Genomic DNA, 17977 nt, shown 5'->3' on the forward strand with positions numbered 1-17977 from the left:
CAATAGGGAAATGGAGGCGAAAGTAATGAGGGCGTTTGAGAAGATTCCAGCGTTTCAGCAATGGCAAAAAGTTGAAGCTATTCACCGTGGTTGGTCAACTGATTTAAAGTTTAAAGTTACCAAAAATCAAGAAACCTTTTTATTACGAATTTTTCAACAAGAAGAGTTATTAGCCAAACAACAAGAATATCAATTTATCAAAAAAGTAGCGGCGTTAGGATTTCCCAGTTCTAAACCTTTTTTATGTGCACCTATTCCTGAAAGTGAACAAGGATACATGTTATTAACGTATCTAGAAGGTGAAGACTTAAGCGATGTTTTACCCGCTCTTTCTCCCAAAAGACAACTGAACTTAGGCGTAGAGGCGGGCCGCTATTTAAACAAAATCCATAAGCTTTTGTTGCCTGAAAGGATTAGTCAAAGAGAGATTGCGCGAAATTTATACGAAAAAAAGCAGAGCCAACTAAATAAGTATAAGGAATCTCAATTTTGTATGCCGTACCAACAGCCAATAATTTCATATTTAGAAAAACAATTACCGTTATTGCAACAACGGCCTGTAGTTTATCAGCATGGAGATTTCCATGTGGGAAATTTTATTTACTTGCCAACTAGGCAGGTCGGTGTGATTGATTTTAATCGATGGGATTTTGGGGATCCTTATGAAGAATTTTACAAGTTACAATTTTTTTCAAGAAATGTTTCGCCATTGTTTGCTTATGGTCAATTACAAGGTTATTTTGCTGGGAAAGTTCCTACCTTATTTTGGCAGTTTCAAAAGCTTTATACTTTTCACGCAGGACTCTATTCTTTAGTTTGGGCACTGAGCTTTGGTGAAAAAGAAATCAGGACTATGGAACAGCAATACCAACAATTACTAGAGGACTATAATTGTGGAGAATTACTAGTTCCCAAATGGTTTTCAACTATCCAAAGAAAGGGATTGAGATTTTAGGTTTATTTCGATAGAATAAAAACAAAAACAGGAGTTTAAGGAATGAAACTAAACGGGATTATTATGATAACGGTTGTTGGAAGCGTTTTATCTGGCTGTGGTTGGCGGATTATACTTGTAAGTGCAAAGGTGATAGAAATCCTATCGCTTAAGCATTTACAAGTATTTTTTTATGGAGGTAGGTACATGAAATGTTTTAGTTGGTCGGTTGAAACGATCGTTTGTAAAGAAGATTACTCATTAGAGATTTTTCCTTTTGAGATAGAAACGCTCAATGAATCGAAGCAAGAAGTAGTTGAAATTGCTTTATATAAAACAAAAGCGTTATTTGAAGAAAAGAAACAAAAATGTCATAGGAGCCACATTTGCTGGTTAGCATTAAAAAACTCCTATTGTGTAAGTGAGTATCAACAATTTGCTCGATTGTATGAAAACAAGCGACCAAGAAAAGCTATTATGTGTATGCTACATATCCCTTTTTGGAAACTAGTGGAATATGAAAATTATTATAATGGGAAAACGAAACGTCTCACGCGTAAGAAGTACAGTGAATTAAGAAAGTATTTATCGAATGAGAAAATTCGTCGACGTTATAAAATTCCAAGATGTGAGTTTCAACAGTTTCTAGAAAATTAGTTCTTTACCTAAGTAACATCCTTTTTAATATACCAGGCGTAAATTTACGTACAGGAGTTTTTTGTTCTCCTTTATCAAAACACTAGACCACGTTGCGATGGGAGGCTAACCAAGCCGTTTTTAGGGACGGAGTAACTCTGGCGGTAATTGATGGGCACTAGTTTTATTTTATCTTTTTTACTATGCAGAAAAAGAGATAGATAGATTCTATTTCACTTAAGGGGTATAGTCTATTCTTTAATTACATTCCTACATAGAGTTAGTTTTTCAACATGCAGGTGTTTAAAACGGTTCGATTCCGTTTCATGTTATTGGCTATTCGGCCATTTGAAATAACTAAAAGAGAGAGAATGAAAAAACTCTACCAAGTTCACTTGATAGAGTGTTATATATGTTAATCTATCCAACCTTTATAATAGGCAACAATTCCACCGACTATTAACAAAGATAAAGGATGAAATTGTTCTAAAAAGTAAAAACCTATAATGATTAAAATTAGGACAAAGCCATACTGGATAAAAGTACTTAATTTCATAGTATTACCTCTCTTTTTGTTAGGAGGCTTTTGCATTAATAGAGTAAAGGTATGCTTTTTATTAATGCAATTGTTCCTCCAATTTATAATTAATTTTCTGATTTTTAATGTTTATCATGAAAAGTCCTCCTTTCTCTAAAAATGTTAATTCACATTATTTTATCAGATGTTATGAATTCACACAATAAGGGGAAATAACATAAATCATAATTTTTCAAAAGATTTCTACATATACTTAGTTTTACCAACATGCAGGCGTTTAAAACGGTTCGATTCCGTTTCATGTTATTGGCTGGTTTTTCATTTTTTAGCCAGCGTAAAAAATAAGAGGTGATCCTTTTAACTGTTTCGTGTTCTTACAGCTAGAAAGAAACGAGGATAGTAACTCGCAATATGGGTTCTAATTTGTGCTTCTTGATCGTGCAACAGCTGTTACGCTTGAATTTCCCGGGGTGTCTTAATCCATAATTGTAGATGCATTTGGGTGACATTCAACTCGTTTTTTCACCTCTTTAATTTTTTAAGAAAAGTATGTAACAAAATTAGATAGTAAGTTCCAACTTATTGGGTATTTAGACAGAGTAAGTTTCTTGTCTAGTAGCCAATTTTTTTATAGACAAAATTCATAGAAAGGAACAAGTAATAAACATGAACAATTATCTAGTATTTCAAGAGTTTTCACGAGTAAAAAAGAAAACAATACGTGTAGTCGTTCGTAGAAAAGCGAATTGGGCAATTTTGGGAGAGATTACTTTTTGGCTAGCTTGGCGAAAGTATGTGTTTGTTCCTGAAAACTTAACCTTGTTTGACGCAGATTGTTTGAATGATATTAGTTCCAAATTAACACAAATGAATAAAGAAATCCAAGCAGAGTGGCAGGCACGAAGAAAGAAAGTTGAGGAGGCGAACGAATGAATAAAGTAAGGATAGAGCCACAAGAAATATATGTCTGGTTAGCGTGTGCCGATGGTTGGCATCGACATTTAGGGTTGAAAGCAACCATTGCTGGCTTAGAATGTTCTGTTTGTTTAGTACGTGGTTCGTTGGTGAAGTCAATTGTGAGTGTTTTAGAGTCAGGAGTAGGAATAGGTGATATTTCTATTTCTGATTCGGAGTTAATGAAGAACAACACTGAAGACGAGGCATTAGATTTAATGACATCAAAATTAGAAGTGTTTGTTCCATTAATAGAACGCTTCGGAATAGCTAACATTAAAGAAGATGCGGATCAAAAATCAAAGGCTACTGAAGCATTATTTGGTAAAAGGCCTAAAATGGAGATAGCTGAAGTTTTTTCATTAGTTGAAGCAGAAAATAACCAGGAGAGAGGAAAGAAAATAAATGACTCATGACTGTAGATTTTGTCAACATGGCGAAGCATTAAATGATACAGCCAATTCTAATTTTTCTATAACGATTAATCAAGATGGAGAGGATAGTTGTATAGAAATAGAATATGACGATAGCTATTGTTCTGATAACGATGGCGCCTTTATCAATTATTGTCCAAAGTGCGGCAGAGAATTAAAAATAGGAAACGTTTATCCGATGGATTTAGATAGGAAGGTGAGCTGATGGTTGAACAATTGTTAAAAAATGAAATTTTGCTTACTGACGTCTTAAAAATGGTTAATTTTCTTGAAAAAGATTGTTCAGAAATAGAAAGAGCGATTGAAATAGAAATGTTAGATAAATTATTAAGAAAATTTATGAGGTTTTATCGTCAAGGAAAATTAAAAGAAAGCATGATTTTAACACTTGAAGCAAGGGATATGCCTTATATTGCGGTGGGTAAAGTATGTGTTACATCTGCTTATGTAGGACTTGAGCAATGTGAAGTGTATTTTAAGAGCCGTCGAGAAGAAAGTGAAATATAAAAAAATAATATTATACACTAATTGATGTTCAAAAGCAACAAAAAAGAGAGTGAAATAACATTGACTTTTGATAGTTATAATTCGATAATGAGTTATATTCATAAATGAACAGTGTTTGACCTTTCACCAACGGTTTTTAATCGTGATCAAATAAAAAAACAAAAAAATAAAAAAAGAAAGTCGAGGAATTAAAAATGAAAAAAATGATGACAGGGTTGTTTATCTCAGCAATTACATTAGGGGGCTTAACTTTTTCACAAACGATTGTTCATGCGGATACTTGGAAAGCCAATACACCCGAACAAATTCAAATTACCAAAGACCAAAAAGAGTATACGTTGAAAAATGGCGATACCCTATGGGCAATTGGTCAAAAAATCAATATTAATGTTGAGGCACTCGCAAAAATCAATCGAATTGATTTAGCTAAAGGGGAAGAGAAAAACTTACCGATTGGCCGTGTGATTAGCTTTGATGGCAATAAAGTAACCGTAAAAGAAAACGACGGCTCAGTGGTCAACCAAGCAGTGATTAAAAAAGAAGACAAAGTGGATCCTAAGAAACCAGTTGGAGAACCAGTTGCGGATAAAACAGTAGTGGACAAACCAGTGAATGAGGTCAAAGCAGATGATACTCAAAATCAAACACCTCTTCCAGGGGGGAACGAAGCTGTTAACGGAAATGATAGTTCAGTACCAGCTGAAACATCAGGAGCACCAGCAGTATCACCAGTAACACCAGCTGAAACTTCTGGGGAGGCACAACCAGCACCAGCGGCACCTGTAGAAACGCCAGCTCAACCAGCGGTACAACCAGCTCCGGCGCCAACACCAGCTTCAGCACCTCAAGAGGAACCACATTTTGAAACGCCTGAAGAATTACATGCTCGTATGGAATCAGAGGGTTGGATTAAACCACCATTTCCTTTAGATTCTAGTGAATTTGTAGATTGGACATTTGATCATGGCTATGATGGTTACGATGAGTTATATGGATATATTCGTCCATATTAATAATAAATCAATTCAAGTGAAAGCAACTTTCAATTTAATTGAGAGTTGCTTTTTTGTATGGAGGTGACACGATTTAATGCAGGTAAGAGAGCCGCCCTTTTACTAAAAAAATAAATTTTTATAGGAGGAACATATGAAACAAAGAAAATTTAAGCCACCTAAAGTGGGTTTGTTGGTCCGATTAGTTACTCTATTTCAATTGTTTATAATGGCTATTATGCCAGTGATAGCCAATGCCGCTACCACATTTCCGGAAACTGTGACGATTGAGTGGGATATCAACCAACTTTACACGTTTCGAGGAACAAATGCTGATGGCACACCTTTTCAAACTGTATCCACGGGCTTATTTGCGGTGTATGACAATGTCCGACAACCAGTTTTTTGTATCGAGCCGGGCGTAGTTATTAATAACCCAGTCACACCAGGATATACTTCTGACCCGCTTCCAGTTGTAGCTAGTAAGCCGAAAGCAAAGTATACAAGTGTCTTATGGAAATATGCAGGCACAGATATGGATACCCAAATGGTTGCGCAAGCCATTATGTGGGAAGAAGTCACCGGAAAAAGAATCACTTCTTTAACTAAACCAAATGGCAGTTTAATGACAACGTATGGTTCCATTAAAGAAAAAATTAATACGATTGTGACAGATTATCAAAAGAAACCAAGTTTCCATAATCAAACCGTGAAAGTCAAATTAGGCGAATCAGTTACTTTGACAGATACCAATGATGCCGGATTGTTTAGATTTGATGGTGCTAGTTCAAATAGTGCTGATGTTAATTGGAAAATTACTGGGAATAATTTAGTTATTACTCCAACAATAAATTCTAAAACTAGTGGTTCTTTAAGAGTATATAAAACAAAGGATATAGGCACTCCAGTAGCTTATAAAAAAGCAGGGCAACAAACTGTGGTAGCTGGCGCAATTAATGACCCTAACACTTTTCAAATTAATCTGGAAGTTATCAAAAATGGGGACTTAAAAATTGTTAAACGCGATAAAGAAAGCGGGGTGTTAGTACCGAATACGACCTTTACGCTGTCTTTTAGTGACAAGTCTCCCAATAGAGACGTTACCACGGGGGCTGACGGTACGGTGACGTTGAAAGACGTAGCGCTTCATGATACTGAAGTAACCGTGGTTGAAAAGTCAGTGCCAGCTCCGTATACGATTGATAAAACCCCCTTAAAGGCCAAAATTATTGCGGGTGAAACCGTTGAAGTAACGTCAAACAATTTACGACAAAAAGGCCAAATCAAGCTAGAAAAACAAGGGACAGAATCAGGGACTACTTTATGGAACAGTAACTATACACTCGCTGGAAATGAATTCCAAATCCGGAAGGATAGTGTGACTGGACCAATTGTGAAGACCTTAAAAACCGATGCCCATGGTAAAGCTGAAACGCCGGCGGATAGTCCCAATGCGTTAGAACTAGGAACTTACTTTGTAATTGAAAGTAAGGCTAGTCCCGGATTTGTCAAAAGCTTTGAACCAGTCAAAGTGGATTTAACCTATACCGGACAAACAGTTCCCTTAGTAGTAAAACCGGCAGTCGGTAAAAATCAAGAAGTGACCGGTCAAGCCACAATTACTAAAGAAGATTCAGAAACGGGTGTTAAAACGCAAGGTCGATCTACTTTTAAAGGTGCGCAATATGCTTTATTTTACAATGAAGGATCACAAAAAGATCAACCCGTTAAATGGTCAGATCCATTCAAGCCAAAACTTACAGCTGGAACGAAAGCTGATAATGAAAATGTTGTGATTCAAATTGATGATACTACTCGCCAAGCACAAGTAAATCATTTATCTTTAGGGGCTTTTTATTGGAAAGAAGTTAAAGCACCAGAAGGGTATCAACGAGATAATATCAAACACGAGTTTGCAATAAACTATCAGAATCAAGACACTTCAGTCGTTGTAGCTGAAGCTACGTCTAAAGAAAATGTCATTAAATTCAACCTTGATGGCTTCAAATACGTTACTTCTCGTAACGGTGCTACCAAGAGCGGCTATAATGGCATTAAGTTTTCTTTAGAGCCAACCGATCCAACGAACGGAAAAGCCAAAGTAGTAACGACTGCTGCTAATGAGGTTGGTTTTGATGGCGCATGGGCTTTTACCAATATTCCTTATGGTGATTACACCTTAAAAGAAGTCAACACTCCAACAGGCTTCAAAGCTATTACACCGTTACTGATTCATTCAGCTTATGATTCAGAGAAAAAAGAATACACCTTTATCATAACAGAAGATGGGCAAAAAGAGCCGCTTCAAGTAGTAACTGTAGCGGAAGAAACTATTAACACTCATTCCAACCTAGTTACTTTCAGTAAACTATTCTTAAATGATGATAGTATCCATGTACCAGAATTATTATCGGTGCTAACAAATGAAAACGATGGGAAAACTATTTATGCGTCTGATCAAGTAAAATTACCTGATCAACTGACATATAAGCACTTAGATAGTTTTATTGGTCGTGAAGTAGTTGCTAATGCCTATTTAACGGTTGATGGTGAAAAAGTTTTAATTGATGACAAACCAATTACCGCAACGGCTAAATTTACTCCGAAGAGTGCCAACGGTACGGTCACTGTTACTTATAAATTTGACGCCACAAAACTAGATCCAGCTACGATGGAAAAACTAACATCGTTTGCGGATTTAGTGGATGAATATGACCAGGTAATCGTCTCTCACACTGATCCTGATAGTGAAGCTCAAACTATTAATGTTAAATATCCAACACTTCGTAGTACAGCTACCTATGCCAATGGTGAAAAACAGGCGTATACCAACGCACAAGCACCAACTATTGATGAAGTCTTTTATCAAAACTTTAGTGCTGGTGAATATTACCTAATCACAAAAGTCTTTGACAAAACTACCGAACAAGTTATTTCTGAAACAGAATCGAAACAACAAGTAGCTAGTGCGGGGACAGCTGATTCTTGGCGAATCAAACAAGCGTTAAACACAAAAGAAATGGCCGGTCATGAGTTAGTGTATTTAGAATATGTCTATCAAGACCCTGAACATACACAATTAGTGATTAAACATGATGATATCAATGATGCTAGTCAAACCATTACGGTTGTGGCGAAGGATACACCGCTTATTGCGACCCAAGCCCATAATGGTAACGGGAAAAGTCAAGTCCTAGAAGCACAAACAGGAACGCCCGTTTATGATCAACTTTCTCTTACTGGGTTAACTATTGGCGATCATTACCACTATGATTTACAGTTACACCGAATTGAGAGAGAAAAGGATCAAGTCTTGTATAACGATTCCTTTGAATTTCAAGCGGAAAAAACAACGCTGAAAAAAGAAGTGAAGACGACCATTGATACGTCAGAAGATGCCGACGGCGTCTATTATGTATGGACGGAACAGTTGAAAGATGATGAAGGCAACTTATTAGCGGATCATTCTAATTTAAAAGACCAAACAGAAACACTAACTGTCAGCATTCCAACCATCAATACCTTAGCACACAACGGTGATGGCAAGACCCAAAAGATTGAAGCAAAAAAGGAAACTAACGTAGTGGATAATATTTCGTTTGATCGCTTAGTAGTTGATGAAGCCTATCGTTATGAGTATCAATTACACCGAATGGACGGAACAAAAGACACGGTTGTTTATAAAGACAGCATTGAGTTTAAAGCCGAACAAACAACGTTAGAAAAAGAAGTGAAGACAACGATTGATACGTCAGAAGATACCGACGGTGTCTATTATGTCTGGATAGGTCAATTAAAGAATGAACTAGGTCATGTAATTGCTGATCATTCCGACTTAACCAACAAAAAAGAAACATTGACCGTAACCATCCCAGCACCACCAGCAAAACCTGAGAAAAAAGGCTTATTACCTCAAACAGGAGAGGAAAAGAAAGCAGCAGGTGTTATTTTAGGCGTGTTCTTAACAGTTGGTGTGGCGTGTGCAATGTTGTTAAGAATGGATAAAACTGAAAAATCGAAAAAGAAAGACAACGAGTAGTTTATTCTTTCTTAAACAGGAATAAAACACCTATTTTTTAACAGGAAATAGGTGTTTTTATTATACAAAAAAGCTTATAAAATTTCTCGAGGTAGTAACCATTTACAAGTTTAAAAAAAATTTGAAATAACATGTAATAAAATGAGTAAACTTATAAACTTCCGAATAGTGTATTGCTAGTTTTATCTTTAATCTATTCAAAAAAAGGAGTGAAATCATGAAAAAAGAAGTATTGCTTTTTGCTGAACGGTTTGTTGAAGGTATGAAACGTCAGAAAAAGCCTTTCTCTATGTCAGATATAGAAAAGAGTTATAATTTGGAACGAAAAAGAAGCGGAAAATTGGCTATCAAATTAACCAATATGGAACGTTTAACCATTGAAAGCTGTTTATTAAAAAAGTATCTGTTACAACGAAAGTATAAAAAAAGAGAGGATTTTTGGCAACTGGTGTTTTTTAGTTCGAAATAATAAAAATAAATAATAAAAAAGAAAGTTGGAATAGAAATGAAAATTATGATGAATGAAGCATGTGTAAAAGAAAATTTAGGTGAAATTATGTTATTAGGTTCTACGGTTCGTCACCCTTACAATGAAACAACTCGCGAATATGATGAATCAATTATTGAATCAGTAACGGTAAATCTTGCTTGTGTGAATTTAGATAATAGTATTACTGTTCAATTGGAAGAAAAAGAAGTTCCTAATGTGCGAAATTGGGGTAAGGTGCGTGTTGTAGGTTTAGTGTATTCTCCTTCTGCAAGTGCGAATTCTTTTGAAGATAGAAACACAGGAAAAAGCCGATCATACGGTAGTATTAATGATCGTTTTACAGCTGTACGAATTGAACCATTAACGAATGCAGATAGAAAAGCAGATGAAAATGGAGAATTAACAAAGCAGCTTGAGTCAAAAGAAAATAAGGAAACTAAAAAATAAATAACATGAAAATAAGTCGTTTAAAGGTTTAATAAATAGGTACTTAGCCAACGATGTTTGGTTACATTGTTGGCTGGGTAATTTTATAGACTGTGAGGTGTTTTTTTGAATTTTATAGACTGGCATTATAAAGGGTTAAGAGTGCGAAAATGGCATAGAAAATTAATTTGGAGAGTCCTTTTTTTGTTTTCTTTTTCGATTTTTTTATCTTTATTTAGTTATCATTTTTGGCAGAATCAGTATTTTGCCTTATTAACAGCTATTCCTTTTTCAGCTATTGGCCTTTCACTGATTAGTTCTTTAGGTGTTGGGCTTTTAAGTGGTGGTCTACTCTTTTTGGGTGCTTTTCCTTTATTTAAACGTTTCTTGATTATGCAACGGGTGTGCGATATGATTTATAGTTCTGGTTTTTATGTAGTTAATGACTTTCAAACACCTAATATGATGAAAAATAAGAAAGTAATGATGAAAAAAAGCATTATGTACTTTCCTAGATTTTATGTCCGAATCAAAGGAAAAAGCATAGAAATTACAGTTCGTCTTGATGGGAGTGAATTTCATCAATCCGGAAGGTTTAAAGAATTAGGTAGCGTGTTAGAAGAAAAATTTTCGATTGATTTAGTGGGAATGGATCTTAGGAATAGTTATTTTACGTATAGCTTCGAACGAGACAATATTAAAAATCGTTTAATGATTTCCGATGTTGTACCTGTTGATTATAGTATTGAGTTAATGAAAGGCATAGTTTGGAACATTGCTAAAGTTCCACATGCCCTTATTGTTGGTGGAACTGGTGGCGGGAAGTCATATTTTATTCAAATTTTATTACGTGCTTTCGCAAAAATGGGGGCAGATATTCGGATTGGTGATGCTAAATTTAGTGATTTATTGGATATGAAACAATTTTTCCCACATGTATATGGTGAACCTGATGAAATTTCTACTATGGTAAAAGCAACGGTGAAAGAAATGAATGATCGTTATAAGTATCTTAAAACGTTGGATAATTATAAATCCGGGAAAGACTTCACTTATTATAAGTTAAAGCCAATCATTTTAGTTTTAGATGAATACGTAGCCTGGATAAGCGGTTATACAGCTAAAAAAGACCGGGATCAAATATTAAGTGATTTAAGACAAATCATTTTAAAAGGCCGTCAAGTGGGTGTCATTGGTATATTTGCTACACAAAGACCCGATGCCGAGTTTTTAAAAGGTGATATTCGAGATCAGTTAGGGCTACGAGTCACTTTAGGAGAAATGAGCCCTGATGGTTATAAAATGGCTTTTGGTAATATTGCTCAGGACTTAATCAACAAGAAAATTATTGGCCGTGGGTATATTTATATGACGGGTAGATTCATGGTAAGAGAATTATTTAGTCCGCTTGTTCCTGAAGAGTATGATTTTGTTGAGGAAATGGCAAAACTGCTCGGCGCTGACCTGGACGATTTGAAGCGGAGCGAAAAAATCGATTCAGAGTCTACAGCCGAGCTAAGTGAGCCGTTAGGCGATTACGAAGTACGAGAAATAATTTATGAGGAGAAAGATGGTTATGAGCGAAGCGAATAACGCCCCCACTACTAATAGGGGGGCTGTGCGTACAAAAGAAAATTTCCCTTTGCGTGTGTTAATTGATTGGTGTCAAGTGACAGTTAAGGACATGGACATTCAATCGATTTGTAATGAATTATTAAACATTCCGTTTGAGTTGATGTCTGAAGATGAAGGCAAAGGCATCAAGGGATATCATGCTTCTTATTGTTACGATGATATAAGAATTCTTGAAAGTAGTGGGAAAAATGTAGATAATGGTATTCAGCTATTGATGTCTGGTACAGGTTGTAGGAATTATGAAATATTTCTTGAAGCGAATAACGAAACATGGTTCGATTTTTTGGAAAGAGTGTTATATTATGGTTTTAACGTTCCTCGTATTGATTTAGCGATTGATGATTATAAAACTTATTTTAAAATTTCTACGTTAAAACGCATGGCTAAAAAAGGTTATACAGTAAGTTCTTCAGAAGTTGGTTCAGAAAATAATTCTTTTATTTTGAAAGATGGTGAAAATAAGGGTGAAACATTAAATGTGGGTTCTAGATCAAGTGATTTGTTCATGGTTTTTTATGAAAAAAATTATGAACAAGAATATAAATTTAACCTTGAGGAAAAACTTCCTAAGTGGAATCGATATGAAATGAGATTTCGACAAGGGAAAGCGATGGCTGTTGTGAGAGAGTTAGTAAAAACCCGACGGGTTGATGAAGTAGCTTTTTCGGTTTTGAATCAAGAAATAAGATTTGTTGTACCTCCAAAAGATAGCACGGATTCGAACAAACGTCGCTGGGGTGTTTGGCAACCTTGGGCATGGTTTATGAAAGATGTGAATAAATTGAAACTATCGATTGATCCACAAGAAAAAACGTTTGAGCGTTTGTTTATGTGGTTATTTAAGTCTGTTGCTCCTTCTCTTTGGGTTTTGAGAGAGATTGATCGTTTATCTGAAACACAACAATTGAAATGGTTAATAGATAATGCACATATTGAAAAGAAACATCAAAAAATGGTGGAAATGTACGCCAAACAGATTGAACGTCTTGGATTATATAAAACAAGAATTGAAGCAGAACAAAAGAATGAATTAGAAAATTATGAATAAAGGAGGAATTAAGTTGTGGCAATTTTTTATTGTTCCTTGTAGAGAAGAACGGGAAAAAGAAGGGATTTCATTGGCTTCAGTAGTGGAATATTTTCATATAGTTAAAAAGGATAATCCGGAGATAAAGCTATTGTTTTCCGATTGTTCTAAAAAAATAAGCGGTGGAAATGAGGAATTGAAATGGTGATACCTGATGAAAAGTAAGACACATTTTATAAAAATAGCACCTGAATTCTTTTTAGCTGTTATTAAGAAAAAGAAAAAACATGAAATTCGCTACAATGACCGACAATATAGGGTTGGTGACATTGTTGTTTTAAAAGAATACGAAACCGAACGGCGTTCTTATACTGGACGTACGGTAGTTATTGAAATCACTTATCTTTCTTCTTTTATGCAGAAAAAAGATGTAGTGGTTTTTTCTTTTGACTTATTAGCATATTGTTCTAATCGAAAAATCCCCCTCACAAATTAGTTTTTTGCGAGGGGGCTATTTTATTGTAACAAGTCAGCTATTATTTTTTGATCCTCTTTAGTATATGCCGGATAAAGAGAAGAAGGGAAAAAATCTCCGTTTTCATCAAGTTCTAAGGCGACTTTTTTTAGTCCTTTAACAAAATAGTAAATGGGTTTCTTTTTCCATTGGTTCACTGCTCCGCTGTCGATTAAGGTTTGAGCTTTAGGACCTACTTTTTTCGTTTGGTCTTTTTCTTGCATGTCTTCTAAGCTGGCAATTTTTCGTTTTAGCTTAGTGATTTCTGTTCCGAGTGTTTTCATTTTTCTAGCTGGTTTAGTTTTGTTATAAGCTTTTGCTTCTTCGTTTTGCTTTTCTAGTTCTATCAGCTTATTTCTAAAATAGTCTAGGTTGTTGACACTTGTTTTTGCCCCGACGGTGGCATAACTAGATTTACCGACCACATGAACATCTTTTAATAGTTCGTTTTCTGTTTTAAAGTCTTCTACTTTTTCCAGCATATCGATGCGGTTAGTTTGTTGTTCTTCTTCATGCATAAGCTTAATTGCTTGGTCATGGTATCTGTTCACTGTTTTGTAAATGTCACGTCGACCAATAATATTAGGTTGACCAAAAGGAATTTTGTTATGCTCGTTTCTAATGGCTTGGTGAACAGTTACCTGTTCATTTTGAATTCTTTCTAATTTTGCTTGTGCTTGTTCTAGTCTTGTTGCCATGTGTATCAGTCCTTTTCTTTTATTTTTTGTTTTTGCCACAACCATTTTTTTGAGGCGTTTTTCAGAGGCGGAAGGTTTTTGAAAGAATTTCAATTTTTCCGTTCTTAGTAGTTGCCCAGTGTAGATTAGGTTATGGTTCATTTTCTCTCGGCTGTTATCTTCGGCGTGCTTATGCCTTACGCCTGCAGTGGCAGAAAAAAAAGGGAGTGCTGTAGGAAAAAAATATTTGTACTGAAAGTTGTCCACAAATAATTTTTTCCGCCCCTTTTTTTTTCTGATACGAAAGGTGTATAAGCACCAACGCCGAGGATAACAGCGGGTTGAGAGAAAATAAACCATTAACTACACAACGGTTAAGAATGGCAAAAATCGCTCTGAAATTCTCTTTCTTTTAAATAAAAAATTTAGGGTTTGCCCTTTTTAAAGGGCAAGGTCTGACTATTTGGGAGGTTATTTTAAAATGTTTATGACTTTATCTGATCGTTTGAAACAATTAGGATTTGTCACTATGTCTAAAGGAGGGTATCAATTGTATCTTTTGGAATTACCTCCCTAAAACGTCTTTGGTTATCGAGGGGTTTTATATCAAGAAGAAAGGTGTGTTTCTTTATGATTTTTATTCAATGAAGTTTGATAAAACGAGTGGTGTCAGTTATGGGTATAAACTTTATTGTCACCAAGTAACGGTTACGGTTATGTTTAAAAAAGTAACGAAACATATCGCTTTTGTGAAGCAATTACTTGCTAGAAAGGAAATGTAAGATGACTATAAGCATTATTTTTTTACTAGGGGTCTTTTTAGGAGGCAGCTTTTTTCCTAAGATAGACGCCTTTTTCGCGTTCACTGTACGGCGACAAATAAAAGCAATCTGTCAAAAATTTGAATGTCAAAAAAACGAATTTACTTATTATATGGAAGATAATGATGGCTATTATATTGTTAGTCTTGCTGATAGAGAATTTCGAGTGAAGTTTTCTATGAGCAACCCTTGTCAAATTGTTTATTGCCAAGAAGTAGAGTGTATTCGTTCGAATGAAACATATTAAAGAAAGGAAGTTGTCAGAATGAATTTTTTTCAAAATGTATTTAATAGTGTAGTTGGTGAAGCCAAGTATTTTGTCATGATTTGCATGTTAATAGCAGCGGGTTATTTCGCGCTAGAAAGAAAAGCAAGCAAAGCGATTCCGGTTATTCTAGCTGTCGCTGTGGCTGTTTGGTTTGTTGGTGATACATCAGGCGTGTTTGATTGGTTATTAAACAATATGAAAGCTTGGGGTAAATAATCATGCAACAAATAAAAAATTGGTCAAAAATTTGGAAAATTGAACGGGTTTTTTACAAAATAAATAATGAGATTTCTTTACCTCGTCCAGTGACTCAAACCTTTTTAACATGGTTCATTCTTTTATTGGTGTGTTCATTTAAAATGAACGGTATTTTTCCTTTTATGTTTTCCAGTAGTTTAGTCAATCATTTAGGCATTCCTTTTGGAGTTGCCTTTTTATTGAATAAGCGTTCTTTTCAAGGGAAAAAGCCCTACAATTATTTATTAACAAGGCTTCTGTTTGCGTTGCGCTTTAAACAAACCAGAAGAGGTCATCGTATCGGAAAACTCCGAGAGAATGAGTTTCATCCTAGTGTCTTAATTCAAGAAAGAAAGGAACAAGAATAAAAATGAATATTCCTAAATTTATTCCCAAGTTTCCAATTAAATATTTAGAGGATAATCTCGTATTTAATAGAGACGGTACCGTCTATGCTTATTATGAATTGATGCCTTATTCCTATGGATTTGTTGGGCAAGATAAAGCTTTTCAATTAAAAAATAATTTTTCGAGAATGGTGAAACAATATAAAAAAGGTCGTTTTAGATTATATATGTGTTCGTCTGAAGAGAAAATTAAAAATGTTATCGCCCGTTCTAAAAAAGAGGTCAAATCTAAAGGTGAGCTAAAAGAGCTTGCCTTTCAACATTTAGAGGGTGTGGAAGAAATATTGATTAACATGAATGGTGAGTATGAATTATCTGCTCGCTTTTTTATTGGCTTCGAACTCTTACTTGATGAAGAAAAATTTGGTAAAGGTCGTTTTCTTGATGAATTGGTTGTCGGAGTGGAGCGTTTCTTTAATCGCTCAAACACGGTGCTATTTAATGAGTTTGAAAAAATAGCTAGTAAAGAAATAGAGCGGTATAAACGGTTGGAAAGGCTGTTATATAGTAGAATTACTAAACATTTTACTTTGCGAAAAACAGAACCTAAAGATATTGCTTATATCATTACTCATTTAAATGGTAAAAAGAATCATTCGCTTGAAGAAACAACCTATTTTTCTCAATCATTTAAGAATGAGGAAGAAACGTATGTCTTTAAATACGATACGTTAAAACTAGGTTCTGCAAAAATCATCGAATATGATGAATATTTGGAAATCATTCAAGATGGAACGACTGAATATGTTTCCTATTTGGCACTTTCTCATGTCACAGGAACGGTTATTTTTCCTTTTGGTTCGGAATTTTTTTATTATAGTCAATCGGAATTTGATTATCCGGTAGATGTTAGTTTGGACATTGATGTTTTAGAGAATAAATCGGCATTAGCTAAAATTCGAGGGAAAAAAATGGATTTAAAAGATATTGATGAAAGTGGGCTTGAGAGTGGTCATGATGTCGCAAATAATATTTTAGAAGCTCGCCAAATGGCGAGTGAACTAGAAGCCGATTTAGAAGATACAAAAGACAATATGTATAAAATTTCATTGGTTGCTCGTGTATCAGCTTCAACTCATGAAGAATTATTGAAAAGAGAAAGTGAAGTTCGAAGTTATTTTGATGACTATAAAATGATGTTAGAAACATCAACGGGCGATCAACTTTTTTTACATTATGAATGTTTTCCTTCTGGGAAGCGTACGATTGATGATTATGTTCAATATGTTGAAGCTGATTTTATTGCAAGTAGTGGATTTGGTGCTACCCAACAATTAGGTGACAACTACGGTATTCCATTAGGATTCAATGTAGATACTGGTAAAACTGTTTATATTCGTCCGTGGTTAGCGGCACAAGGAACAGCCGGAACGAATACAAATGCACTAGCGAAAGCCCTTGTTGGTTCTTTAGGGGGTGGTAAATCATTAACTGAAAATTTAATTGCTTTTTGGAGTGTTCTGTTTGGTGGTTTAGGATTTTTAATCGACCCTAAAGGGGAACGCACCAATTGGCAAGAGGATCTACCTTATTTTAGCCAACATTTAAAAACAGTTAATATTACAAATAGCGAAGAAAATTTGGGTTTACTTGATCCGTTTTCTGTGATGTCAAACACCAAAGACCAAGAAGCTTTAGCATTAGACATTTTGACTTATATTACAGGAATTAGTGTTCGTGATGAAAAACGTTTTCCTTGTTTACAATCAGCTGTAGAAGCTGTCGCACAACGTGAGAAAAAAGGATTGTTATTTGTGATTGATGAATTACAGGCACAAGGCAATCCAGTAGCTAAAAGTTTAGCGAAACATATTAATAGTTTTAAAAAATTATCGATTGCAGGGTTATTATTTGGCAATGGCGAAAAACAAAAGGCCTTGGATATGTCTTCTCCACTAAACATTGCTTTAGTACAAGATTTAACCTTACCTGAAAAAGAAACAAAAATGGAAGACTACAACCCAAGTGAGATTTTAAGTGTGGCTATCATGATGATTCTTGCGACCTATTCCTTGGATTTTATTAAGCTAAATCGAGCAGTATTTAAAAGTTTAGGACTTGATGAAAGTTGGGCGTGGTTGAATGTTGCACAAGGGAAAATACTTGGAAATAAACTGGTTCGTGCGGGACGTTCTATGAATGCTGGTATTGATTTTTCAACACAAAATACAGATGATTTAGGCGACGAAAAAATGAAAAATAATATTGGAATGAAATTTATTTTCCGTTCAAATGATCGTGATGAAATTGAAAAAGCCTTGGCTTTTTGTAATTTGGAAGCGACAGATGACAATATTGCTCGAATTATGAGTTTACAAAATGGTGAATGTTTATTTGCGGATATTCACGGAAACGTAGGGATTATTTACGTTTATTATTGGTTTGAAGATTTATTTCATGCGTTTGATACTCGTCCTCCTATGGAAGAAATCGAGGAATGA

Annotated in this window: 20 protein-coding genes; 18 read left to right on the top strand and 2 right to left on the bottom strand. The window is 35.0% G+C overall.

Features of this window, described 5'->3' with window-relative positions:
• Positions 1 to 10 precede the first annotated feature (10 nt).
• On the top strand, positions 11 to 955 hold the full coding sequence (locus IGI80_RS09335) for an aminoglycoside phosphotransferase family protein (protein WP_002393453.1): 945 nt from the start codon (positions 11 to 13) through the stop codon (positions 953 to 955).
• A 42-nt stretch (positions 956 to 997) separates the two neighbouring features.
• On the top strand, positions 998 to 1591 hold the full coding sequence (locus IGI80_RS09340; protein ID WP_438723275.1) for a hypothetical protein: 594 nt from the start codon (positions 998 to 1000) through the stop codon (positions 1589 to 1591).
• 394 nt (positions 1592 to 1985) lie between these two features.
• Here IGI80_RS09340 and IGI80_RS09345 read toward each other — a convergent pair whose 3' ends face one another.
• Entirely contained in the window at positions 1986 to 2126 is a 141-nt protein-coding gene (locus tag IGI80_RS09345; protein WP_438723277.1) for a hypothetical protein, read from the bottom strand.
• Between the two features lie 648 nt (positions 2127 to 2774).
• Here IGI80_RS09345 and IGI80_RS09350 point away from each other — a divergent pair.
• The 11 genes from IGI80_RS09350 to IGI80_RS09400 all read left to right on the top strand — a co-directional run bounded on the left by IGI80_RS09350 (position 2775) and on the right by IGI80_RS09400 (position 13108).
• Complete coding sequence (locus IGI80_RS09350; RefSeq protein WP_438723279.1) at positions 2775 to 3041, top strand: hypothetical protein; 267 nt, start codon at positions 2775 to 2777, stop codon at positions 3039 to 3041.
• The gene (locus tag IGI80_RS09355) at positions 3038 to 3478 is read left to right on the top strand and encodes a hypothetical protein (protein WP_438723281.1); all 441 of its coding nucleotides are present in this window, start codon (positions 3038 to 3040) and stop codon (positions 3476 to 3478) included. Before IGI80_RS09350 ends, IGI80_RS09355 begins: the two co-directional genes overlap by 4 nt.
• Positions 3479 to 3700: 222 nt before the next feature.
• Positions 3701 to 4003: a hypothetical protein gene (locus IGI80_RS09360; RefSeq protein ID WP_438723283.1), complete on the top strand. Its 303-nt coding sequence runs from the start codon at positions 3701 to 3703 to the stop codon at positions 4001 to 4003.
• Between the two features lie 194 nt (positions 4004 to 4197).
• Positions 4198 to 5016 (top strand): LysM peptidoglycan-binding domain-containing protein, encoded by an 819-nt coding sequence (locus tag IGI80_RS09365; RefSeq protein ID WP_438723285.1) that lies wholly within the window; start codon positions 4198 to 4200, stop codon positions 5014 to 5016.
• A 133-nt stretch (positions 5017 to 5149) separates the two neighbouring features.
• On the top strand, positions 5150 to 9034 hold the full coding sequence (locus tag IGI80_RS09370) for a VaFE repeat-containing surface-anchored protein (RefSeq protein WP_438723286.1): 3885 nt from the start codon (positions 5150 to 5152) through the stop codon (positions 9032 to 9034).
• A 217-nt stretch (positions 9035 to 9251) separates the two neighbouring features.
• Complete coding sequence (locus IGI80_RS09375) at positions 9252 to 9503, top strand: hypothetical protein (protein ID WP_438723288.1); 252 nt, start codon at positions 9252 to 9254, stop codon at positions 9501 to 9503.
• A gap of 36 nt (positions 9504 to 9539) precedes the next feature.
• Positions 9540 to 9971: a hypothetical protein gene (locus IGI80_RS09380; protein WP_438723289.1), complete on the top strand. Its 432-nt coding sequence runs from the start codon at positions 9540 to 9542 to the stop codon at positions 9969 to 9971.
• A 183-nt stretch (positions 9972 to 10154) separates the two neighbouring features.
• On the top strand, positions 10155 to 11543 hold the full coding sequence (locus tag IGI80_RS09385; protein WP_438723291.1) for an FtsK/SpoIIIE domain-containing protein: 1389 nt from the start codon (positions 10155 to 10157) through the stop codon (positions 11541 to 11543).
• A complete protein-coding gene (locus IGI80_RS09390; protein WP_438723293.1) occupies positions 11527 to 12633 on the top strand; it encodes a replication initiation factor domain-containing protein in 1107 nt (368 codons plus the stop codon). Before IGI80_RS09385 ends, IGI80_RS09390 begins: the two co-directional genes overlap by 17 nt.
• 13 nt (positions 12634 to 12646) lie before the next feature.
• The gene (locus tag IGI80_RS09395; RefSeq protein ID WP_438723294.1) at positions 12647 to 12820 is read left to right on the top strand and encodes a hypothetical protein; all 174 of its coding nucleotides are present in this window, start codon (positions 12647 to 12649) and stop codon (positions 12818 to 12820) included.
• A gap of 6 nt (positions 12821 to 12826) precedes the next feature.
• Entirely contained in the window at positions 12827 to 13108 is a 282-nt protein-coding gene (locus IGI80_RS09400) for a DUF3850 domain-containing protein (protein ID WP_438723296.1), read from the top strand.
• Positions 13109 to 13128: 20 nt separating this feature from the next.
• Here IGI80_RS09400 and IGI80_RS09405 read toward each other — a convergent pair whose 3' ends face one another.
• Entirely contained in the window at positions 13129 to 13824 is a 696-nt protein-coding gene (locus IGI80_RS09405; RefSeq protein WP_438723298.1) for a hypothetical protein, read from the bottom strand.
• 623 nt (positions 13825 to 14447) lie between these two features.
• Here IGI80_RS09405 and IGI80_RS09410 point away from each other — a divergent pair.
• Genes IGI80_RS09410 through IGI80_RS09430 form a run of 5 tightly spaced genes read left to right on the top strand, consistent with a single transcriptional unit; the run spans position 14448 to position 17977 of the window.
• Entirely contained in the window at positions 14448 to 14585 is a 138-nt protein-coding gene (locus tag IGI80_RS09410; RefSeq protein WP_438723299.1) for a hypothetical protein, read from the top strand.
• 1 nt (position 14586) lies between these two features.
• Positions 14587 to 14871, top strand: a complete 285-nt coding sequence (locus IGI80_RS09415; protein WP_438723301.1) for a hypothetical protein — start codon at positions 14587 to 14589, stop codon at positions 14869 to 14871.
• A gap of 18 nt (positions 14872 to 14889) precedes the next feature.
• Positions 14890 to 15108, top strand: coding sequence for a hypothetical protein (locus IGI80_RS09420; protein WP_438723302.1), 219 nt, complete (start codon positions 14890 to 14892; stop codon positions 15106 to 15108).
• 2 nt (positions 15109 to 15110) lie between these two features.
• Complete coding sequence (locus tag IGI80_RS09425; RefSeq protein WP_438723304.1) at positions 15111 to 15497, top strand: conjugal transfer protein; 387 nt, start codon at positions 15111 to 15113, stop codon at positions 15495 to 15497.
• Between the two features lie 2 nt (positions 15498 to 15499).
• Positions 15500 to 17977, top strand: coding sequence for an ATP-binding protein (locus IGI80_RS09430; RefSeq protein ID WP_438723306.1), 2478 nt, complete (start codon positions 15500 to 15502; stop codon positions 17975 to 17977).

This window comes from Enterococcus sp. DIV1420a, from assembly GCF_051712165.1.
Lineage (GTDB): Bacteria > Bacillota > Bacilli > Lactobacillales > Enterococcaceae > Enterococcus > Enterococcus faecalis.